Genomic DNA, 21,883 nt, shown 5'->3' on the forward strand with positions numbered 1-21,883 from the left:
CGTTACCCTTCTTCGCTCAACAGCAGTTCGTTGAGTTCTTCGAGAACACGCTGCGGCGTGATGTCGATCAGGCTCTGGTGATAGCCTTCTGCGGCATCGCCTTTGCGCACCTTGTGGTAGCCGGTAATCAGGCGAATGACGTGCGCTTTGTGCGACAGCGGCGGCGTGAAGTCCGGGCTGCTTGGACCATACAGCGCGACCAGCGGGCGGTCCAGCGCGGCAGCGACGTGCATCAGGCCGGAATCATTGGTCACCACGGCTTTACAGGCGGCGATCAGAATAACAGCTTGTTCGAGCTGCGTTTCCCCGGCCAGGTTTCGGCACCAGGCCTGCTGCTCTGTGCTGAGCGTGGCGAGAATTTCATTGCCTGCTTCGTGGTCTTTTGCCGAGCCAAACAGCACAATCTGATAGCCTTCGTCGATCAGCTGTTTTGCCAGCTCCGCATAGTGATAGTGCGGCCAGCGTTTTGCCGGACCGAACTCCGCACCAGGGCAGAAGCCAATCATCGGGCGTTCAGACGAAAGACCAAACGCGTTGCAGGTCTGGGATTTCTCGCCGTCATTAACCTGAAGCTGCGGCCAGAGCAGCGGCTGCGGCAGATCTTTCGCACTGCGCATCACGCCTTTGTCGTAGGCCAGCGCCACGTAGCGCTCCACCATTAGCGGCCAGGCCTCTTTGTCCAGCACCCGCGCGTCGTTCAGCAGGCCGTAGCGCATTTCACCGCGCCAGCCGGTACGGTGCGGAATACCCGCAAAGAAGGGCACTAAGGCAGATTTGAAAGAGTTCGGCAGGACATACGCGCGATCGTAGCGCTTCTCGCGCAGGCTATGGCCGAGCTTGCGGCGTTCGCCGATTTCCAGCGCACCGTGGCCGAGCGGCATCGGGATCGCCTCGTTCACTTCCGGCATACGCGATAACAGCGGACGGCACCACGCGGGTGCCATCACGTCGATTATCGCCTGGGGATAGCGCGCCTTGAGCGTGCGATAGAGACTTTGCGACATCATCATGTCGCCCACCCATGACGGGCCGATCACCAGAATTCTCATACTTACGCGTCGCGGTTCAGCCAGGCCATATATTCCGTTACGCCTTCGGCAACGGTCTTGAACGGCTTGTCGTAGCCAGCTTTACGCAGGTTAGTCAGGTCTGCCTGGGTGAACGCCTGGTAGCGGCCTTTCAGCTTATCCGGGAACGGAATGTACTCGATGCTGCCTTTTTTGTGGTACGCCAGCGTCGCGTCTGCCACCGCCTGGAAGGATTCCGCGCGGCCAGTTCCCAGGTTGAAGATGCCGGACACACCGTTTTCCCAGAACCACAGGTTGACTGCAGCCACATCGCCCACGTAGACGAAGTCGCGCTTAAAGCCGTCGCTGCCTTCGAACAGTTTCGGGCTTTCGCCATTATTCAGCTGGGTATTCAGGTGGAATGCCACGCTCGCCATGCTGCCTTTGTGCCCTTCGCGAGGCCCGTAGACGTTGAAGTAACGGAAGCCGACAATCTGGGAGTTCGCTTCTGGCAGAATCTGACGCACGTATTCGTCGAACAGGAATTTGGAGTAACCGTAGACGTTCAGCGGTTGCTCGTATTCGCGGGATTCGATGAAGTCTGAGGTACGCCCGCCGTAGGTGGCAGCAGAAGAGGCGTACAGGAACGGAATTTCACGCTCCAGGCAGTAGTGGAGGATCTCTTTGGAGTACTGATAGTTGTTGTCCATCATGTACTTGCCGTCCCACTCGGTGGTGGATGAGCACGCACCTTCGTGGAAAATGGCTTCAATCTCGCCAAACTCTTCACCTGCCATAATCTGGATAAGGAAGTCTTCTTTATCCATGTAGTCAGCGATGTTCAGATCCACCAGGTTAACGAACTTGGTGCCATCTTTCAGGTTGTCCACCACCAGGATGTCGGTGATGCCTTTGTCATTGAGAGCCTTAACAATATTGCTGCCGATAAAGCCTGCGCCGCCGGTAACGATGATCATAACGGTAACCTTTGAAGTGTGGAGTCCGGGGACAATCCCGAACGCTAATGTTTCTATCATATCATCACAATGCCCTGTCTTCAGCCATTCACCGATATGCGGTAGGGGTACACGTGATTTATGCTGCAAAAACGACAAGAGATACTGCGTCATCTCGTCATGAACTATAGGTTTGGGTAATATGTCCCGAAATTTGCCGAGTCTGGAGAATTGCAATGCGTGGTGATTTTTACAAACAGTTAAACAGCGACCTCGACACCGCACGTGCGGAAGGGTTGTTCAAGGAAGAGCGTATTATCACGTCTGCTCAGCAGGCGGACATCACCGTTGCCGACGGCAGCCACGTGATCAACTTTTGTGCGAACAACTACTTAGGTCTTGCGAATCACCCTGAGCTGATTGCCGCAGCGAAAAACGGCATGGATACTCACGGTTTCGGTATGGCCTCCGTACGCTTTATTTGCGGTACCCAGGACAGCCACAAGCAGCTTGAGCAAAAGCTGGCGAGCTTCCTTGGAATGGAAGACGCGATTCTCTACTCCTCCTGCTTCGACGCCAACGGCGGTCTGTTTGAGACCCTGCTTGGCGCAGAAGATGCGATTATCTCCGACGCCCTGAACCACGCCTCCATCATCGACGGCGTACGCCTGTGTAAAGCGAAGCGTTTCCGCTACGCCAACAACGACATGGTTGAACTGGAAGCGCGCCTGAAAGAGGCCCGTGAAGCGGGTGCTCGCCACGTGCTGATCGCCACCGACGGCGTGTTCTCCATGGACGGTGTGATCGCTAACTTGAAAGGTGTCTGTGACCTGGCGGATAAATACGACGCGCTGGTCATGGTCGATGACTCTCACGCGGTCGGTTTTGTCGGCGAAAATGGCCGCGGTTCCCACGAATACTGTGATGTGATGGGCCGCGTGGATATCATCACCGGTACGCTGGGCAAAGCGCTCGGCGGCGCGTCCGGTGGTTATACCGCTGCGCGTAAAGAGGTGGTTGAATGGCTGCGTCAGCGCTCCCGCCCGTATCTGTTCTCCAACTCCCTGGCGCCGGCCATTGTTGCCGCCTCCATCAAGGTACTGGAGATGGTGGAGTCCGGCGCGGGGCTGCGCGATCGCCTGTGGTCGAACGCCCGTCTGTTCCGTGAAAAAATGAGCGCCGCAGGTTTCACCCTGGCCGGTGCCGATCACGCCATCATCCCGGTGATGCTGGGTGATGCGGTCGTGGCGCAGCAATTTGCTCGTGAACTGCAGAAAGAAGGGATTTATGTCACCGGGTTCTTCTTCCCGGTGGTACCAAAAGGCCAGGCGCGTATCCGCACCCAGATGTCTGCGGCGCATTCGCCTGAACAAATTGAACGTGCGGTGGAAGCCTTTACCCGCATCGGCAAACAGCTGGGCGTAATTGCCTGAGGACGTGTGATGAAAGCGTTATCCAAACTGAAAGCGGAAGAAGGGATTTGGATGACCGACGTGCCGGAGCCGGAAGTCGGTCATAACGATCTGCTGATCAAAATTCGTAAAACCGCCATCTGCGGTACTGACGTTCACATCTACAACTGGGATCAGTGGTCACAGAAAACCATTCCGGTCCCGATGGTTGTCGGTCACGAATATGTGGGTGAAGTGGTTGGCATTGGTCAGGAAGTCAAAGGCTTCCAGATTGGCGACCGCGTCTCCGGTGAAGGCCATATCACCTGCGGCCACTGCCGCAACTGCCGCGGCGGGCGTACGCACCTGTGCCGTAATACCATTGGCGTGGGCGTAAACCGCCCGGGCTGCTTCGCGGAATACCTGGTGATCCCGGCGTTTAACGCGTTCAAAATCCCGGACAATATCTCTGACGATCTGGCCTCCATCTTTGACCCGTTCGGTAACGCGGTACACACGGCACTCTCCTTCGACCTGGTGGGTGAGGATGTGCTGGTGTCTGGCGCGGGCCCCATTGGCATTATGGCGGCAGCCGTGGCGAAGCATGTGGGCGCGCGTAACGTGGTGATCACCGACGTGAACGAATACCGTCTGTCGCTGGCGCGTAAAATGGGCGTCACCCGCGCGGTGGATGTTTCCAAAGAGAGTCTGACCGACGTGATGGAAGAGCTGGGCATGACCGAAGGCTTTGACGTAGGTCTGGAGATGTCCGGTGCGCCACCGGCGTTCCGCACCATGCTCGACACCATGAATCACGGTGGCCGTATCGCGATGTTGGGTATTCCGCCGTCAGATATGTCTATCGACTGGAACAAGGTCATCTTCAAGGGGCTGTTCATCAAAGGCATTTATGGCCGTGAGATGTTCGAAACCTGGTACAAGATGGCGGCATTAATTCAGTCTGGTCTGGATCTGTCCCCGATTATTACTCACCGCTTCTCAGTTGATGAGTTCCAGAAAGGCTTTGACGCGATGCGTTCAGGCCAGTCTGGGAAAGTGATCCTGAGCTGGGATAAGTAATCAAAAAGGGGCCAGCGGCCCCTTTTTTTACTGTTTTTTTTTCTCTTCGTCCGTCAGGTAACGCACCTTGCGGGTATAGTCCTGACCTTTGAACAACAGTTTGTTTTCAGGTGATTCAAGATACTTTTGCCATTCTGAGAGCGGAAAACCACCGTGCGCACCAATCACCTCTTTCGGCACAACGGCTTCCTGTCCGCCAATCTTCTTGGACACCGGCCAGTTCATCCAGTCGCCCAGGTTAACCGTTTTTAAATCCAGCATGTCCAGTAGCGCGGCGAGCGGCAGCTGATCCGTCGGCGGTTGCGTGTCTTCCATCAGTTCCCAGGTATCCTGGAACAGCGTGAGCCACAGCGGGCAGATACGGCGCCAGGTCTTTTTAGTGGCTGCAAGAAACGCACCGTTAACATGATCAACCAGATACGGGCGCACCGTCTCTTTATAATACGCCGGGACTTTCTCTGCTGGCGCGCCGTCCAGCTTGGCAATCATTTTGCCCTGGCGGAAGCTGGAGTAGATGTGCATCTCGGCCATGTTGATTTCTGGCATCTTCAGGAGGTTGAGATCGGAATCGATCATCAATACGCCTTCACCGCGCGCCTGCAGCGGGGCGTTAAGCTTCACCAGGCGGCTAAGGTAGATCTGCTTGTAGCGATAACCTTCTTCACGTTTTGGCAGGTCGAGGGTCACTATGCGGGTTTTCGGCGGCAGATTGCCAAACGCGGATTCTGGTTGATCGCTGACAATCACAATCTCGCTGACGTCGGTGGCATATCGCTCTGCAAAGGTCGCGGACAATAACGCCTCTTCGACGAAATCCGCACCGGTGCAAGGGATCACGATAGAGTCAACCGCCACGAGATCGCGCGTGACCGGAAGGGAAGCGTAGGGAATGTTATGTCGCCCGGTGATGTGGCGGTAGCGAGCATTCAGGAATTTAAACATGTTCTTCTCGTTTGGTTATTGCGCGCCAAGAACGGCCTCGACACCGTTAACATAGCTTTCAATGGCATACACGTTGCAGACATTCTGATGCGCAGCGGCGGCGAGCCGGGTGCGCAGATCGGGATCCTGCCAGATATTATCCAGGTGTTGAGCAAGTTGCGACACATCGCTCCACGGGAAAAGCAGCCCGGTCGATGCATGATCGATCAATTCTGCCGTGCCGGTCACCTTTGAGCCAATGACGGGGATATTCAGCAGCATCGCTTCCAGCACGACGCGGGGCAAGCCTTCGCTCTGCGAGGCCAGAATAAACGCGTCAAAGGTCGCGAGGTAGTCAAAAGGCGTGTTCTGGAAACCGGTGAAAATCACATGCTCAGCAATACCCAGCGCATCAGCTTGTGCCGCCAACGCACCGCGTTCAGCCCCCTCACCGACCAGCACCATCTTCCACCTCGCCTCGGGATGTTTCTGGTTGAACTGTGCCAGCGCTTCCAGCGTGTGGTGGTTGGCTTTGCGAGGGATTAATGAGCCAATGCTGCCGAACACGAACGTGTCGTCATCAATGTTCAGGCGATTACGCATCGCGCGTCGGTCGGGTAAAGGCTGATGGATGTCGATGGCATTGTTGACCGTCGTACACAGCTCGGGTCGGACCCCATGCTGAACTAACACGCGTTCTACGCCATGTGAGACGGCGATGATTTTTGTGGCATGGGTATTCACCAGCTTCACCAGCGGCGGGGTCAAAACAGGTTCAATTCGACAGTGCTGGATTATCCGCGCATGCACGTTTGCACCTGCCAGATAACCCTCTTCGTTAGAGCCCGGCTGGTTGTTCATATAAAGCGTATCGAAACCGCCATCCCTGAAAATCGTCTCGATTTTGCTAACGTTGGGTCGAATACGCCAGAGCGTATCAACATGACGTGTAAATGCCTTCCGGGCGCTGCGGGAGAAAAACAGCAGGCTACGTCCCAATTCTTTGGCAATCTTCGCCCATGCGGGCTGCTTATGTTGAGGGATGACAATTAAGGGAATGCCAATACTGTTCAGCACCTGGCCGATGGTTTGCCCTTCGGCCCGGCTGTAGTCACTGTAAAAACAACAGGTAATATCGAACTTTTCGCGGTTAATACGCTTCAGAAGTTCGAGCATACTGTTGGTGCCTCCTCCCCATTCTTTACCGGTATCGAGGAGCAGAATTTTGTGTCGCTGCGGCATTTTTCTACCTTAATCGCCTGTCACTGAGAATGGCTCACTGATACTTTCTTACCCCATCCCTGCCACTGGTGCTGGAAGTATTGCACCAGCGTACTCTGGCTCACGCTTTCGCTGATGACCGCGAAGAAGCGGGTTGCATGCACCGGTTCAGGCGGTTGTTTCAGCTTGCAATTCTTCACGCCACGGAACGGGTTACGCGGCTGCGTTGCGGGTGGTTGTGCGCTACCCGGGCGAGACGTATCGACCTGCGGCTCATTGAGCAGATCGCTCGGACGTACCAGTGTGATATCTGGAGGCAAGGTCGGCAACATCTGTTGTAAAACGCGCACCGTAGAAGGATGCGGGTGGCCGATGGCAATGGCTGAACCATTACGTCGGGCGAGCTGCACGGCGCGATTGAGCTGCACGCGAATGTCGGCCTCGTTCTGAGTATCATCCAGGAACACCTTGCGCTTGATCACCTTCACTCCCGTTCCCTGAGCGGCACGCATCGCCTGGCTATTGCCGATGGTCATGCTGTCGAGGAAGTAGAGGTTGTAGCGTTCCAGCGCCTGCATCACTTTTAGCATGCCGTACAGGCTGGAGGTCATCGCGCTACCCATATGGTTGTTCAGGCCAACGGCATACGGCACGTTGTTGTAAGCGTCACGGATGATGCGCTCGATCTCATCGCTGCTCATATCCGGACGAAGCGTATCTTTTTCCAGCGGCTGTTTACTGAGCGGTGCCATCGGCAGATGGATGAGGACCTGATGTCCGCTGTTGTGGGCTTTGGTCGCCATCTCACGGGCGTGAGGCGCATTCGGAAGGACGGCGACAGAGATGGCTGGCGGCATCGCCAGCACCTGATTTTCATAGTGCGGACGATAACCGAAGTCATCAATCACAATCGCGAGTTTACCTGCGTATACCGGTGCAGCCAGCGCCAGCGCGCTGACGACGGAGAGAACCATTCGACGAAATTGAAGCAAAACTTATCTTCCCAACCACGGCTGTGGATTGACCGCCTGACCCTGACGACGAATTTCGAAATAGAGTGACGGGCGGCCCTGACCGCCACTGCTGCCCACAAGGGCGATGGGTTGGCCTGCGCGCACCTGTGTGCCAACGCTGACCAGTGCGCTCTGATTGTAGCCGTAAAGACTCATGTCGCCTTTACCGTGCTCAACCACTACCACAAGACCGTAACCCTGCAGCCAGTCGGCCAGAATCACTCGTCCATCGGCAATGGCTTTCACTTCACTACCTTCAGACGCACCGATAACGATCCCTTTCCAACGTAGCTCACCCTGCAGCTGTTCGCCATAACGATGCAGAAGTGTACCGCGAACGGGCCAGTAGGCCTGACCGCGTGGGGAACCCAGACCGCCGGTACGCGACATCAGGGAACGTTCGCTTTCGCTTGGCTTGTAGGTGGTACCTTTGCGGGAGGCTTCCTGCTGCTTGTCGCGGACAGCCTGTGCCTCGCGGGCCTCTTTTTCGGCACGCGCTTTCGCCGCGGCTTCGGCACGGGCGATACTGTTACGCAGTTTTGATTCGTTGGCACGCATTTCACTCAGCTGGCTCTGACCTTGCTGAATGGAGGACTCAAGACCGGAAAGGGTTTTCTTGCGCTCGTTACGGGCCTGCTCAAGTTTCGCCTGCTGCGCTTTTTGTTCGTAGAGCAACGTCTGCTGCTGACTCTGCTTCTCTTCAAGCTCAGCTTTTTGGGTGGAGACCTCTTCACGCGTCTGTTTCAACTGCGCAATGGTCTCCTGACGCGCCTGGTTCAGATAACCGAAGTAGGCCTGCAGACGCTGACCGCGCTGGCTCTCTTCACCGCTGAGGATCAACTGAAGACCGGTGTGTTCACCCTGTCGGAAAGCGGCATCAAGCTGTGCGGCAAGGTTGCGCTCCTGTGCATCACGCTGGCGCTCCAGTTTGGCAATCGACGCGTTCATCTCGTCGATCTGTTTATTCAACTGAGCGAGGGTATCTTGCGTTTCACGGAGCTTACGGGCTGCGGCCGAAATAGCTTCTTCCTGCTGCTTAAGCTGGGCGAGCAGGGCGGAGCGTTGCTGTTGTTGCTGGCGTACCGCACGCTCTTTAGCGGCGATATCCGCCTGAATGGATTTCAACTGGTCGCGATCGTCCGCGTGGGCGGATGCGGCGCACAGCAATACGCCAGCGCTGAGTGCGCTGGCGCAAAGCAGGGGTCTGACTGATAACCTAAGCGGCTTCACGACCCATGTGATTGAAAAAATCGCCTTTCCCCTCATGGGGAGGGATTATTCCACGATGAACAGCGGCTTACCAGTCATCTCTTCAGGGATCGGCATACCCATCAGCGACAACATGGTTGGCGCGATGTCAGAAAGCTTGCCGCCTTCCACTGCTTTCAGTGATTTATCACCGACATAAATCAGCGGAACAGGCAGGTTGGTGTGAGCGGTATGCGCCTGGCCCGTTGCCGGGTCGCGCATCTGTTCCGCGTTACCGTGGTCAGCGGTGATCAGCAACTGACCGCCTACGGACTCAACCGCTTTTGCAACCTGCTCAACGCAGTGATCCAGTGCTTCAACCGCTTTCACGGCGGCTTCCATCACGCCGGTATGACCGACCATGTCGCCATTCGGGTAGTTACAGATGATGGTGTCGTACTTGCGGCTCTTGATGGCCGCGACCAGTTTTTCAGTCAGCTCAGCAGAGCTCATCTCTGGCTGCAGATCGTAAGTCGCGACTTTCGGTGAGTTGATCAGAATGCGCTCTTCACCTTTGAACGGCTCTTCCACGCCGCCGTTAAAGAAGAAGGTCACGTGCGCATATTTTTCGGTTTCGGAAATACGCAGCTGCGTTTTGTCATTCTTCGCCATCCACTCGCCGAAGGTATTAGCCAGCGAGGCTGGTGGATACGCGCATGGGGCTTTGATGTCTGCCGCGTATTCGGTCAGCTGGATGAAGTCGAGGTTTACCACTTTCTTACGGGCAAAACCGTCGAAGTCGCTGTTGACGAAAGCACGGGTGATTTCACGCGCGCGGTCAGCGCGGAAGTTCATGAAGATCAGCGCATCGCCATCTTCCATGGCGGCATCGGGCTGGCCTTCAGCACGAATCACGGTCGCTTTCACGAATTCATCGTTTTCATCACGTGCGTATGCGGCTTCCAGGGCTTCAACGGCCGTCGTGAACTGGAACTCACCTTTTGCCAGGGTCATCAGGTCATAGGCCTGTTCAACGCGATCCCAGCGGTTGTCGCGGTCCATGGCGTAGTAACGACCAATGATGGAGGCGACGCGGCCTTTGCCCAGTGCGGCAAATTTCTCTTCGAAGGCTTGCAGAGAGCCTTTTGCGCTGCGTGGTGGCGTATCGCGACCATCCAGGAAGGCGTGCAGATAGATTTTTTCTGCACCGCGCTCGGCGGCCAGTTCAACCATCGCCATGATGTGATCTTCGTGGCTGTGTACACCGCCCGCGGAGAGCAAGCCCATGATGTGAACGGCTTTACCTGCCGCAACGGCTTTATCTACCGCGCCGCAAAGAACCGGGTTCGCGAAGAAGGTGCGTTCTTTGATTTCGACATCCAGACGGGTCAGGTCCTGATAGACGATACGGCCCGCGCCCAGGTTAACGTGACCGACTTCGGAGTTGCCCATCTGGCGGTCAGGCAGACCGACTTCCAGACCGGATGCGTCGATCAGGGTATGGGGACGTTTCGCCCACAGCGCATCCATCACCGGGGTTTTTGCGCTGAAAATAGCGTTATCCTGGCTGTCTTCACGGTAGCCATAGCCATCCAGAATCACCAGTACCATAGGTTTTTTAGAAACCGACATTGCAACAACCTCATGCTCAAGAGTCAAAATTTGCGTAATTTTACTACAGCTGAATCGATCAAATAGCCGCAGAAGATCAAAGAAAGCGCAGGGGCAAGGCGCTGACCGGACCATTTTGAGGCATTTTTTTAGGTGGCATGCCGCAGAAAATGGATTAGGTTAGGGTCGCTGGCTGTATTTGCCAGAACGCACAGGTATACTCCTGTCCTGGTTTTTTTATCACTTAGTCGGGAGTAGTTACCCTCCATGCAAGAAATTATGCAATTCGTTAGCCGCCATCCGGTTCTGAGCATCGCGTGGATTGGCCTGCTGGCTGCTGTGCTGTTCACCACATTTAAGAGCCTGACGTCTAAGATTAAGGTTATCACCCGTGGTGAAGCGACGCGTCTGATCAACAAAGAAGATGCCGTCGTTGTCGATCTGCGTCAGCGTGACGATTTCCGTAAAGGTCACATTGCAGGCGCAATCAACCTGTTGCCAGCTGAAATCAAAGCGAACAACGTGGGTGAGCTTGAAAAACACAAAGCCCAGCCAATTATCGTTGTTGATGCAACCGGCATGCAGGCGCAAGAATCTGCCAGCGCGCTTTATAAAGCGGGCTTCGAAAATGTAACGGTACTGAAAGAAGGGATCTCCGGCTGGAGCGGGGAAAATCTTCCTTTGGTTCGCGGTAAATAAGGAGTTCAGTCATGGCCAATATTGAGATCTACACCAAAGCGACGTGCCCGTTCTGCCACCGTGCGAAAGCGCTGCTGAACAGCAAAGGCGTCACGTTCAAGGAACTGCCGATCGACGGTGACGCGGTTAAACGTGAAGAGATGATCCAACGTAGTGGTCGTACGACGGTTCCGCAGATTTTTATTGATGCGCAGCACATTGGCGGCTGTGATGACTTGTATGCGCTCGACGCCCGTGGTGGACTCGATCCGCTGCTGAGCTAAGAGACTTTAGGACAATTAAAAAGGGTTTTTCCATGTCAGAACAAAGCAATAATGAAATGATTTTCCAGATCCAGCGCATCTACACGAAAGATGTCTCTTTTGAAGCGCCAAATGCGCCGCACGTTTTCCAGAAAGACTGGCAGCCAGAGGTTAAACTTGATCTGGATACCGCATCTACCCAACTGGCAGATGACGTGTATGAAGTTGTACTGCGTGTGACCGTGACCGCCTCTCTGGGCGAAGAAACCGCGTTCCTGTGTGAAGTACAGCAGGGCGGCATCTTCTCCATCGGCGGCATCGAAGGCAACCAGATGGCGCATTGCCTGGGTGCATACTGCCCGAACATCCTGTTCCCGTATGCGCGCGAATGCATCACCAGCCTGGTTTCTCGCGGTACATTCCCGCAACTGAACCTTGCGCCAGTTAACTTTGATGCGCTGTTCATGAACTATCTGCAGCAGCAAGCTGGCGAAGGTGCTGAACAACATCAGGATGCCTGATGAGCACTGTTAATGCTTCAATGACTGTGATCGGTGCCGGCTCATACGGCACCGCTCTTGCCATCACGCTGGCAAGAAATGGTCACGACGTGGTCCTGTGGGGCCACGATCCAAAACATATCGCCACGCTGCAGCACGACCGTTGCAATGTGGCGTTTCTCCCGGACGTTCCGTTCCCTGACTCCCTGCACCTGGAAAGCGATCTTGCGACCGCGCTGGCGGCCAGCCGCAACATTCTGATTGTCGTCCCGAGCCATGTGTTTGGCGAAGTGCTGCGTCAGATTAAGCCGCTGATGCGCCCGGATGCCCGTATTGTCTGGGCAACCAAAGGTCTTGAAGCGGAAACCGGACGCCTGCTGCAGGACGTTGCCCGCGAAGCGCTGGGTGATGCGAACCCGCTGGCGGTCATCTCCGGTCCAACCTTTGCCAAAGAGCTGGCTGCTGGCCTGCCGACGGCGATCTCGCTGGCATCGACTGACCAGGCTTTCGCCGACGATCTCCAGCATCTGCTGCACTGTGGCAAGAGTTTCCGCGTCTACAGCAACCCTGATTTTATCGGTGTCCAGCTGGGCGGTGCGGTGAAGAACGTGATTGCTATCGGTGCCGGGATGTCTGACGGTATTGGCTTTGGCGCCAACGCCCGTACGGCGTTGATTACCCGCGGCTTAACCGAGATGTCCCGTCTTGGCGAGGCGCTGGGCGCCGATCCGGCCACCTTTATGGGGATGGCGGGTCTGGGCGATCTGGTGCTGACCTGTACCGACAACCAGTCTCGTAACCGCCGCTTTGGCATGATGCTCGGACAGGGCAGCGATGTAAAAAGCGCGCAGGAGAAGATTGGACAGGTGGTGGAAGGCTACCGCAATACCAAAGAAGTCCGCGAATTGGCGCACCGGTTTGGTGTCGAAATGCCAATAACCGAGGAAATTTATCAGGTATTGTATTGCGGAAAAAATGCGCGCGAGGCAGCATTGACCTTATTAGGTCGTGCGCGCAAGGACGAGCGCAGCAGTAAGTAGTCGGAACCGTTGTCACCTGAATGACCCAGCCAGCGCAGAACTGGCTGGTCATTAACTTATCGTCTGGAGTAAGCAATGCCGTGTGAAGAACTGGATATCGTCTGGAACAATATTAAAGCCGAAGCCCGGGCGCTGGCCGACTGTGAGCCTATGCTGGCCAGTTTTTACCACGCTACGCTACTCAAACACGAAAACCTTGGCAGTGCTCTCAGCTACATGCTCGCCAACAAGCTGGCCTCCTCGATTATGCCTGCTATCGCCATCCGCGAAGTGGTGGAGGAGGCATACGCCGCTGACCCGGAAATGATCGCCTCTGCCGCCTGTGATATTCAGGCCGTGCGTACGCGTGACCCGGCGGTAGATAAATACTCTACGCCTCTGCTATACCTGAAAGGCTTCCACGCCCTGCAGGCGTATCGCATCGGCCACTGGCTATGGAATGAAGGCCGCCGCGCGCTGGCAATCTTCCTGCAAAATCAGGTCTCCGTGACCTTCCAGGTCGATATTCACCCGGCAGCGAAAATTGGCCGTGGAATTATGCTCGACCACGCCACCGGCATTGTTGTGGGTGAGACGGCGGTGATTGAAGACGACGTTTCGATCCTGCAGTCGGTTACCCTTGGCGGTACCGGTAAAACCAGCGGCGATCGCCATCCGAAAATTCGTGAAGGGGTGATGATTGGCGCGGGTGCCAAAATCCTCGGCAATATCGAAGTCGGACGCGGCGCGAAGATTGGTGCAGGGTCGGTTGTGCTCCAGCCGGTTCCGCCGCACACCACCGCGGCTGGCGTACCGGCGCGTATCGTCGGCAAACCAGACAGCGATAAGCCGTCCATGGATATGGATCAGCACTTCAACGGTATCCACCATACGTTTGAGTATGGTGACGGCATTTAACTTCTGAGAATGGCGCCCGGGTACCCCAGCTGGCGCCATGCTTCATACACCACCACCGACACTGCGTTCGACAGGTTCATGCTGCGGCTGTCCGGCATCATCGGAATTCGGATTTTCTGCTCAGCGGGCAGGGCATCCAGAATCGTGGCTGGCAGGCCGCGGGTTTCCGGGCCAAACATCAGATAGTCACCGTCCTGATAGCTCACGGCGCTGTGCGCTGGCGTGCCTTTGGTGGTCAGGGCGAACATGCGCTGCGGCTTTTCGCTTTCCAGAAACGCGGCGTAATCATGATGGCGCACGACGGCAGTAAATTCATGGTAATCCAGCCCCGCGCGACGCAGACGCTTGTCGTCCCACGTAAAGCCCATCGGCTCAATGATGTGCAGACGAAAGCCGGTGTTGGCACACAGGCGGATGATATTGCCGGTATTCGGCGGAATTTCTGGTTCGAATAAAACGATGTTAAGCATGCTGCCCCCTTAATTGCGGGGGCAGAATAGCAGAAAAGTGAGGAATTACGCGACGCCAGGTTCCTGCGCACGGCAACGCAGCATTTTGTAGCACGTTGCCGCTGCGGCGACCAGGGCAGGCACGCTGAGGATCATCAAAATACTGTCCGCCTGCCACTGCAGGGAAAGCAGCTGAGCGCTGGTCATGGTTCCCGCCACGCCGCCAAAGCGGCCGATCCCCTGCATCCAGGCAATACCCGTTGCGCGGCACTCTGTTGGGTAAAAAGTCGCTGCCAGGGTTTGCATGCCCGATTGCGCCCCGTTCATCGCGATCCCCATCAGGAAAATCAACCCGCCAAACAGGGCGATATGATTATGCTCAATGCCCAGTAACAGAATGAGACCCATTGTCAGCACAAAGCCACCCGCGACCACTTTGTGTGCCTCCCAGCGATCCATCATCCAGCCCGCGAGCAGAATGCCTGCGGTACCGCCGAAGGTGAACAGCGAGGTGAGCCAGGCGGATTCCGCCAGCGCATAGCCCATCCCCTGCATCAGGGTCGGCATCCAGCTCAGCAGGACGTAGTAAATCACCAGCCCCATAAAGTAGGTGACCCACAGCATCAGTGTGCCGGGCAGCCAGGGCATGGAGAAGAGCTGCGCCACGCTCCCTTTCTCAGAAGCGACTTTTTCCTCGGCCAGGAAAAAGCCGGTAACGCTCTCCAGGGTATTGCGGCTGAACCGGCTGGCGATACGGCGGATCTGCATGACGTCCTTCCCGCGCTGCACCAGAAACTTCACCGACTCCGGCAAGAACAGCGCCAGCAGCAGCGTCAAAATCAGCGGCGCAATTGCACCCGTCAGCAGCACGCTTCGCCAGCCATGGTGGGGAATAAGCCACGAAGAGATCGCACCACCCCCTGCGGCACCCAGTGGGAAGCCGCAGTACATGGTATTAATCGCCATGGCGCGGCAGCGCTGGGGGGCGAACTCGGAAATCAGCGTGATGGCGTTAGGCATCGCGGCGCCCAGCCCAAGGCCCGTCAGAAACCGCCACAGCGTCAGCGTGTTCAGAGTTTGCGCCCAGGCCGTGCCCAGGCTTGCAAGGCCGAAGAACAGGCAGGAGAAGACCAGCACGCGCTTGCGCCCCATCTTGTCCGATACCGGGCCTGCAATGAGGGCACCCAGCGACAAGCCCAGCAGGGCTGCGCTCAGCACCGGCCCCAGATCCTGTTTATGTATCCCCCATTCTGCCGATAGCGTAGGGGCGATGTAACCCATTGCCGCGGTATCAAATCCATCGATCGCCAGAACCAGAAAGCCCAGTACGATAAGAAGCCAGTGAAACCCTGAAAAGGGACTCTCATCGATCACCTGCTGAATATCCACCTTGCCTGAATACGTCATATGCTCCTCTCCGATGTGATGTTGTTTTTGTGTTCTTGTATTTGCTTGTCTATACAATTGCGGAGGGGGTAAATATGTCAAATTTTCTTATCCAATTTGTTATCTAAGTGTTATTTTCGGCAAAAAAAGCGCCCGAAGGGGGAACCGGGCGCGTGAACAGCGGTGTTAACAGGAGGGGTATTCAGGCAGCGTTTCCCTGCGCAAGGGGAGCCAGCGCCGCCGGTAATCGACTTAACTCCTGCACCAGAGAGTCTTTGCTGATTTCGCTAATGGTTTTCGCACCGGTCAGCGTCATCGCGACTTTCATTTCTTTTTCGATCAGGTCAAGCAGGTTCGCCACGCCAGCCTGACCCGCCGTCGCCAGCGCGTACAGATACGCACGGCCCAGCAGCACGCTGTCGGCGCCGAGCGCGATCATGCGTACCACGTCCAGCCCATTGCGAATGCCGCTGTCGGCCAGAATCGCGATATCGCCTTTCACCGCATCGGCAATGGCGGGCAGCGCGCGTGCGGAGGAGAGCACACCGTCGAGCTGACGCCCGCCGTGGTTTGAGACCACAATGCCGTCTGCGCCAAAACGTACCGCGTCGCGGGCATCTTCCGGGTCGAGGATCCCTTTGATCACCATCGGGCCGTCCCAGAATTCGCGGATCCACTCCAGGTCTTTCCAGGAGATGGACGGATCGAAGTTGTTCGCCAGCCAGCCGATGTAATCTTCCAGCCCGGTCGGTTTACCGAGGTAAGCCGAGATATTGCCCAGATCGTGCGGACGTCCGTTCAGACCCACATCCCACGCCCACTGCGGGTGCGTCACCGCCTGCCAGTAGCGGCGCAGAGCGGCATTCGGGCCGCTCATGCCGGAGTGGGCGTCGCGGTAGCGCGCGCCCGGCGTTGGCATATCGACGGTAAAGACCAGCGTGGAACAGCCCGCCGCTTTGGCGCGCTCCAGCGCGTTGCGCATAAAACCGCGATCGCGCAGGACGTACAGCTGGAACCACATCGGACGCTTGATGGTCGGCGCGACCTCTTCAATCGGGCAGACGGAGACGGTAGAGAGGGTAAACGGAATACCCCTGGCATCCGCGGCCGCCGCCGCCTGCACTTCGCCACGACGGGCGTACATACCGCACAGGCCGACGGGGGCGAGGGCGACCGGCATGGAGAGCGTTTCGTTGAACAGCGTCGTCTCAAGGCTCAGGTCAGACATATTCTTCAGCACGCGCTGACGCAGGGCCACCTCTGACAAGTCTTCCACATTGCGGCGCAGGGTGTATTCGGCATACGCCCCGCCGTCGATGTAGTGGAACAGGAACGGGGGCAAAATGCGCTGCGCCGCGGCGCGATAGTCACTGGCTGCTGAAATGATCATGCTTTGTTCTCCCTGGAAATATCATTCTCGCCAGGCAGACGGGTAATACGCGCCTGTCGGGCCTGGTCTTCATCGAATCGTTTAATGGTGGTGTGAACGAAGCCGAGATGCGCCATCATCGCCTTGCGTGCGGCCTCAGCATCACCTGCCAGAATGGCGTTAAGCACCGCCTCGTGTTGTTCAGTCAGCTGTGCAAACACCGGCGGAACCAGGTACATGCGCTGGCGGCTTTGTTTGACAGAGGATTGCAGCAGGTCGAAGAACCCGCGCATGGTCTGGAGCAGAACCACATTGTGCGACGCTTCGGCAATGGCCAGGTGAAAACGCACGTCAGCCTGGGAGGCGATATCCGGGTCGCTGCTTTGCGTGGCCTCAAAGCAGGCTTTGAGCTTCTCTTTGTCGGCCTCGGTTGCCCGCATGGCCGCATGCCAGGCGGTGCTGGTCTCGATGGCGTGACGCGCTTCGAGGATGTCAAAGCTGTAGTCCGGGTCATTTTCCATCAGCGTCTTCAGCGGCTGAACGATGTTTTGCTCGGACCAGTCGTCATGCTGCCAGCGCACAAAGGTGCCGCCGCCGCGACGGCTCACCAGTACCCCTTCGCTGACCAGCGTGGCCAGCGCTTCACGCAGGGAATTACGCGATACACCAAGCTGGGCGGCGAGCTGGCGTTCAGCGGGCAACTTCATGCCCGCTTCCAGCTGTTGTTCTTCAATCAGCGCCCGTACGCGAGAGGCTATCTCGTCGGACAGGCGTCTGGGCATCACTATCATGGGATCATCCAGGTTAAGACATAAGCCTGCAGGGTGGTGATCACCCCGACCATGCAGGTGAATATCAGGCTGTGTTTCACGGTAAAGCGGAACAGATCCGACTCTTTACCGACCAGTCCCACCGCCGCACAGGCAATGGCGATGGATTGCGGGGAGATCATTTTCCCGGTCACGCCGCCGGTGGTGTTCGCAGCGACCAGCAGGACATCCGACACGCCAATCTGCTGGGCCGCCGTAGCCTGCAGTGCAGCAAACAGGGCGTTCGACGAGGTATCTGACCCGGTCAGGAACACACCCAGCCAGCCGAGGAACGGTGAGAAGAAGGTGAAGGCGTGGCTGGTATGGGCCAGCGCCAGTGCCAGCGTCGATGACAGGCCGGAGTAGTTCGAGATAAACGCGAACGCCAGCACCATGCCGATGGAGTAAATCGGCAGCATCAGCTCTTTAATCGTCGCTGCGAAGGTCTGCACCGCGGCGGCAGGCTTCATGCGCAGCCACACCACGGAAAGGATCGCGGCAAACAGGATGGCGGTCCCGGTGGCGGAGAACCAGTCGAACTTATAGACCGCGGCATACGGTGTGGCGGCATGCACGACTGGCGGCATGCGGGCGACCATTTTGTCGAGGAACGGCACGGAGATGTTAATCACCATGTCGTACAGCGCGCCGCCCGGGGCGAACAGGGCTTTAAACGGCGGGATGCTCCACAGCGTTACCGTTGCGGTCAGGAACAGGAACGGTGACCAGGCGCGGATCACCTGCCCTGCGGTATAGCCCGTGCGTGCCAGGGTTTGATCGACCTGCGAGGCACCCATGTCGGCGAAGCGGAAAATACGTACCGGCTGCCAGCGTTTCAGGAACAGGGTCAGGCAGACCAGCGAGACCAGCGACGAGATAATGTCCGGCAGCTCCGGACCGAGGAAGTTTGAGCTCAGGTATTGCGCGATGGCGAACGAACCGCCCGCCACCATTACAGCAGGCCACGTCTCTTTCACGCCGCGCCAGCCGTCCATAATCGCCATGATCCAGAACAGCACGATGATGGTCAGGAACGGCAGCTGGCGACCCACCATCTGGCCGATCTCAAAGCTATCCAGCCCGGTCACCTGTCCGGCGACCAGAATCGGAATCCCCATTGCGCCAAACGCCACCGGGGCGGTATTCACAATCAGGCACAGGCCCGCGGCATAAAGCGGGTTAAAGCCGAGGCCCACCAGCAGGGCGGCCGTAATGGCGACCGGTGCGCCAAATCCGGCGGCACCTTCCAAAAACGCCCCGAAGGAGAAGCCGACAATCAGCATCTGCAGGCGCTGGTCCGGCGTGATGGAGAGAATCGACGAGCGGATGATGTCGAACTGCCCGGTTTTCACCGAAATTTTATAGACAAAGACAGCGGCGATGATGATCCACGCAATTGGCCACAGACCGTAGAAGAAACCGTAGACAACGGAGGCCAGCGCGCGATCGACCGGCATTTTGTAGAAGAACAGCGCCACCAGCAGAGCGATGGCAACGGTGTACGTCGCGGCAAGGTAGCCCTTCAGCTTGAGCTTAATCAGCGCAAAGAAGAAGAACAGGATCGGAAGCGATGCGATCAGGCTCGACAGCCAGATATTTCCGGCCGGGTCGTAGTTTTGTTGCCAGAGGCTCATGCAGGTCTCCTGGGGACCAGATAACCTGCGCGGCGGGTGAGTCTCCGCTCATCTCTGCATCACAGGTTATGTAAAAGTGGTCCTGCCAATGTTGTGTTGTAGGGTTAATGACAACAAATGGTTAATCAGATGTTATGGAGTGGCAATGGTTTTGTGAGCGGAAATAATGGAATTGTGAACCAGGGGAGGATTGATTGCGCAATTGGTTGGACCAATTCACGCGAAGGGGAAAAGAGTAGGCCGGGTAAGCGCAGCGCCACCCGGCATGAAATCAAAACGCCGTCTTACAAAAACCCGTCATCTCTTTCAGGCCCATTTCACGGCCAAGCTCGGTCATCGGGTGCACGACCACCAGGCCACGGACGCTTTTCTTCAGCTTGCCCATGTCAGCCTGTTCTTTTTTAGTGATTGCGCGGCGGTGTGGCATGTTCATCAGCTTCTGCGCTTCGTTGCTCAGCTTCTGGCCTTTTACTTCCCGCAGGCGCTCGATCTCTGCCTCCAGCTTCGCGGTCTCTTTCTCCAGCTCGGCGTACTTCTCGGCGGAATCGACCAGTGACAGACCCGCCATCTGGTGACGGATCAGATCCAGGCGGTCGCTCAGGCGTTTAATTTCGTTCTTTTCGACTTCTTTCATGACAAATAACTCTGAAAACGGGGAATTTACAGGGAAGGATACACCAATGTGAGCAGGCTTACTTCTGAAACGCTTTTTTTAAGCTGATCCGGGAAATCAGCTCAGTCAGGGAAAGGACCATCGTGGAGCGGACAACCTGCTGATAACGCAGCTTTTGCATTGCATATAGCTCAGGGTCGCTGCTGTCGAAATGAGGGGCAGGGGGCAGCGCGGCCACGCAGTGCAGCTCGCCGAAGGGCCCCAGGATCTCATCATCGGTAAAGGCGTATTCGTTACCGTCATGATTGAGCTCCTCACGTAGCGCCATTAACAGCTCTGCATCTTCGTACTCTTGCCGGTTCAGCACGCCAAGACCGTAAATCAGCTTCAGACGCACCGATAAATCGCCCAGCGGTCCATCGCCGTCCAGTAACGGTTCAACAGCATATTTTACCGCGTAGTCGTCTTTGCGAAACACCTGAAGCACCAGGATATTTACCGCCTCGGTTAACAGCTCGACGGCGGCAATCAGGAAGCTTCGTACGGTTTTGCCAGCATTCAGACGCTCAAGCACACGATTTTCAAAGGCCTGGGTTTGTTCCATTATTGCCTGCATATCTGACAATCTGTTATCTGGGCGCAGGCTAACCTGCGCCACACTGTGCATCATTTGGTTGCGTTGTATGCGTTAACCGCCTCCACAACCACGTCGCTATTGGCGTCCAGACCGGAAATCTGCGCCAGCGCAGCCTGCGCGCCTTTGTCATCAATCAGCTGAGCCAGCTCGATCGCCTGCGGGTCCTGATCGCTGCGGTAGTGCATTGCAGCGGCAATCCCTTTCACCAGGTTGGCATGCGGCAGACCGTATTCCAGCGTGCCGAGCAGCGGCTTAATCAGACGGTCGCCTGCACTCAGCTTACGCAGCGGTTGACGTCCCACGCGCTCAACATCATCTTTCAGATACGGGTTTTCAAAGCGACCGAGGATTTTCTGGATGTAGGCTGCGTGTTTATCAGCATCAAAACCGTAGCGTTTGATCAGCACCGCGCCGCTCTCTTCCATGGCCCCTTTTACCACCGCGCGGATTTTCTCATCGAGGATCGCATCGCGAATGGTCTGATGACCGGCCAATTTTCCGAGGTACGCGGTTATAGCATGCCCGGTGTTCAGCGTGAAGAGTTTGCGTTCGACAAATGCCATCAGGTTATCGGTTAATTCCATTCCCGGAATAGTTGGCAGCGCACCTTTAAACTGAGTTTTATCGACGATCCACTCGCTGAAGGTTTCCACGGTCACTTCCAGCGGGTCGTGGGTGGCGGATGCTGACGGCGGAACGATGCGGTCCACGGCGGAATCCACAAACCCAACGTGCGCGTCGACCCAGGCTTTATCTTCGTCAGCCACGGCCGCCATGACATGGCCTTTCAGCTGTGTGGTGCCGCGTACCATGTTTTCACAGGCGATGATGTTCAGCGGGGTGTCGATGCCCTGCGCTTTACGTTTTGCCAGGCCTTTAGCCACCGCCGGGGCGATACGCTCCAGAACCACCGGGCCTACCGCCGTGGTGATAAGGTCAACGCTGGCAATCAGGTCGATTACGTCGTCGCCAATGCTGCTGACCGCGTTCACGCCTGAGACGGTATCGACCTGCTCGTTTTCGCCCACCACATGGACCTGATAGCTATGACGGGCATTCAGGGCATCCAGGACCACCTGATTCACATCGGCGAACGTCAGCGTAATGCCCGCGTCTGCCAGCAGTTTGCCGATAAAACCACGACCGATGTTACCTGCGCCAAAATGTAATGCTTTCATAGTGTTAACCTTCATCAATGTTTTTACCCGAGAGGGCTGGGG

22 protein-coding genes are annotated in these 21,883 nt (G+C 56.7%); 7 read left to right on the forward strand and 15 right to left on the reverse strand.

From position 1 onward, the window contains the following. Positions 1 to 2: 2 nt before the first annotated feature. Both rfaF and rfaD read right to left on the reverse strand, forming a co-directional pair. A complete protein-coding gene (gene rfaF, locus L383_RS04860) occupies positions 3 to 1,049 on the reverse strand; it encodes an ADP-heptose--LPS heptosyltransferase RfaF (protein ID WP_023331729.1) in 1,047 nt (348 codons plus the stop codon). 2 nt (positions 1,050 to 1,051) lie between these two features. Continuing rightward, positions 1,052 to 1,984 carry an ADP-glyceromanno-heptose 6-epimerase gene (rfaD, locus tag L383_RS04855; protein WP_014881999.1) on the reverse strand — a complete coding sequence of 311 codons (933 nt, stop codon included), beginning with the start codon at positions 1,982 to 1,984 and terminating at the stop codon, positions 1,052 to 1,054. Between the two features lie 215 nt (positions 1,985 to 2,199). On the opposite strand from rfaD, the gene kbl reads away from it, so the two are divergent. Continuing rightward, positions 2,200 to 3,396, forward strand: coding sequence for a glycine C-acetyltransferase (kbl, locus tag L383_RS04850; RefSeq protein WP_014882000.1), 1,197 nt, complete (start codon positions 2,200 to 2,202; stop codon positions 3,394 to 3,396). 9 nt (positions 3,397 to 3,405) lie between these two features. Beyond that, positions 3,406 to 4,434, forward strand: coding sequence for an L-threonine 3-dehydrogenase (tdh, locus tag L383_RS04845; RefSeq protein ID WP_014882001.1), 1,029 nt, complete (start codon positions 3,406 to 3,408; stop codon positions 4,432 to 4,434). A gap of 27 nt (positions 4,435 to 4,461) precedes the next feature. Here tdh and L383_RS04840 read toward each other — a convergent pair whose 3' ends face one another. Genes L383_RS04840 through gpmM form a run of 5 tightly spaced genes read right to left on the reverse strand, consistent with a single transcriptional unit; the run spans position 4,462 to position 10,409 of the window. Next, positions 4,462 to 5,376: a hypothetical protein gene (locus L383_RS04840; RefSeq protein ID WP_023331730.1), complete on the reverse strand. Its 915-nt coding sequence runs from the start codon at positions 5,374 to 5,376 to the stop codon at positions 4,462 to 4,464. A gap of 15 nt (positions 5,377 to 5,391) precedes the next feature. Further along, positions 5,392 to 6,597 carry a glycosyltransferase gene (locus L383_RS04835; RefSeq protein WP_023331731.1) on the reverse strand — a complete coding sequence of 402 codons (1,206 nt, stop codon included), beginning with the start codon at positions 6,595 to 6,597 and terminating at the stop codon, positions 5,392 to 5,394. Positions 6,598 to 6,617: 20 nt separating this feature from the next. Beyond that, positions 6,618 to 7,568: a divergent polysaccharide deacetylase family protein gene (locus tag L383_RS04830; RefSeq protein ID WP_032629642.1), complete on the reverse strand. Its 951-nt coding sequence runs from the start codon at positions 7,566 to 7,568 to the stop codon at positions 6,618 to 6,620. A gap of 3 nt (positions 7,569 to 7,571) precedes the next feature. Further along, entirely contained in the window at positions 7,572 to 8,831 is a 1,260-nt protein-coding gene (gene envC, locus L383_RS04825) for a murein hydrolase activator EnvC (protein WP_230278613.1), read from the reverse strand. Positions 8,832 to 8,864: 33 nt separating this feature from the next. Next, positions 8,865 to 10,409 carry a 2,3-bisphosphoglycerate-independent phosphoglycerate mutase gene (gene gpmM / locus L383_RS04820; RefSeq protein WP_014882006.1) on the reverse strand — a complete coding sequence of 515 codons (1,545 nt, stop codon included), beginning with the start codon at positions 10,407 to 10,409 and terminating at the stop codon, positions 8,865 to 8,867. A gap of 246 nt (positions 10,410 to 10,655) precedes the next feature. On the opposite strand from gpmM, the gene L383_RS04815 reads away from it, so the two are divergent. The 5 genes from L383_RS04815 (at position 10,656) to cysE (ending at position 13,766) form a co-directional block, all read left to right on the forward strand. Continuing rightward, positions 10,656 to 11,087: a rhodanese-like domain-containing protein gene (locus L383_RS04815; protein WP_014882007.1), complete on the forward strand. Its 432-nt coding sequence runs from the start codon at positions 10,656 to 10,658 to the stop codon at positions 11,085 to 11,087. A gap of 11 nt (positions 11,088 to 11,098) precedes the next feature. Continuing rightward, entirely contained in the window at positions 11,099 to 11,350 is a 252-nt protein-coding gene (grxC, locus tag L383_RS04810; protein ID WP_014882008.1) for a glutaredoxin 3, read from the forward strand. Between the two features lie 32 nt (positions 11,351 to 11,382). Then, positions 11,383 to 11,850 (forward strand): protein-export chaperone SecB, encoded by a 468-nt coding sequence (gene secB / locus L383_RS04805; RefSeq protein WP_008502716.1) that lies wholly within the window; start codon positions 11,383 to 11,385, stop codon positions 11,848 to 11,850. Continuing rightward, positions 11,850 to 12,869, forward strand: a complete 1,020-nt coding sequence (gene gpsA, locus L383_RS04800; RefSeq protein ID WP_023331733.1) for an NAD(P)H-dependent glycerol-3-phosphate dehydrogenase — start codon at positions 11,850 to 11,852, stop codon at positions 12,867 to 12,869. Before secB ends, gpsA begins: the two co-directional genes overlap by 1 nt. 75 nt (positions 12,870 to 12,944) lie before the next feature. Next, positions 12,945 to 13,766 carry a serine O-acetyltransferase gene (cysE, locus tag L383_RS04795; protein WP_008502718.1) on the forward strand — a complete coding sequence of 274 codons (822 nt, stop codon included), beginning with the start codon at positions 12,945 to 12,947 and terminating at the stop codon, positions 13,764 to 13,766. Here the strand turns inward: cysE and trmL are convergent. The 8 genes from trmL to mtlD form a co-directional block, all read right to left on the reverse strand. Then, positions 13,763 to 14,236, reverse strand: coding sequence for a tRNA (uridine(34)/cytosine(34)/5-carboxymethylaminomethyluridine(34)-2'-O)-methyltransferase TrmL (gene trmL / locus L383_RS04790; RefSeq protein ID WP_014882010.1), 474 nt, complete (start codon positions 14,234 to 14,236; stop codon positions 13,763 to 13,765). The two genes, cysE and trmL, sit on opposite strands and share 4 nt — an antisense overlap. Before the next feature lie 45 nt (positions 14,237 to 14,281). Further along, a complete protein-coding gene (locus L383_RS04785; protein ID WP_023331734.1) occupies positions 14,282 to 15,622 on the reverse strand; it encodes an MFS transporter in 1,341 nt (446 codons plus the stop codon). 181 nt (positions 15,623 to 15,803) lie between these two features. Further along, the gene (gene lldD / locus L383_RS04780; protein WP_023331735.1) at positions 15,804 to 16,991 is read right to left on the reverse strand and encodes a quinone-dependent L-lactate dehydrogenase; all 1,188 of its coding nucleotides are present in this window, start codon (positions 16,989 to 16,991) and stop codon (positions 15,804 to 15,806) included. After that, on the reverse strand, positions 16,988 to 17,761 hold the full coding sequence (lldR, locus tag L383_RS04775) for a transcriptional regulator LldR (protein WP_023331736.1): 774 nt from the start codon (positions 17,759 to 17,761) through the stop codon (positions 16,988 to 16,990). Before lldR ends, lldD begins: the two co-directional genes overlap by 4 nt. Next, a complete protein-coding gene (gene lldP, locus L383_RS04770; RefSeq protein ID WP_014882014.1) occupies positions 17,758 to 19,413 on the reverse strand; it encodes an L-lactate permease in 1,656 nt (551 codons plus the stop codon). The genes lldR and lldP overlap by 4 nt, the downstream gene beginning before the upstream one ends. Positions 19,414 to 19,684: 271 nt before the next feature. Next, positions 19,685 to 20,047, reverse strand: coding sequence for a YibL family ribosome-associated protein (locus tag L383_RS04765; protein ID WP_014882015.1), 363 nt, complete (start codon positions 20,045 to 20,047; stop codon positions 19,685 to 19,687). Positions 20,048 to 20,105: 58 nt separating this feature from the next. Beyond that, positions 20,106 to 20,696, reverse strand: coding sequence for a mannitol operon repressor MtlR (mtlR, locus tag L383_RS04760; protein ID WP_023331737.1), 591 nt, complete (start codon positions 20,694 to 20,696; stop codon positions 20,106 to 20,108). Beyond that, on the reverse strand, positions 20,693 to 21,841 hold the full coding sequence (gene mtlD / locus L383_RS04755; RefSeq protein ID WP_014882017.1) for a mannitol-1-phosphate 5-dehydrogenase: 1,149 nt from the start codon (positions 21,839 to 21,841) through the stop codon (positions 20,693 to 20,695). The genes mtlR and mtlD overlap by 4 nt, the downstream gene beginning before the upstream one ends. Positions 21,842 to 21,883 lie beyond the last annotated feature (42 nt).

Source organism: Enterobacter sp. MGH 37 (assembly GCF_000534515.1).
In the GTDB taxonomy this organism is placed as follows: domain Bacteria; phylum Pseudomonadota; class Gammaproteobacteria; order Enterobacterales; family Enterobacteriaceae; genus Enterobacter; species Enterobacter kobei.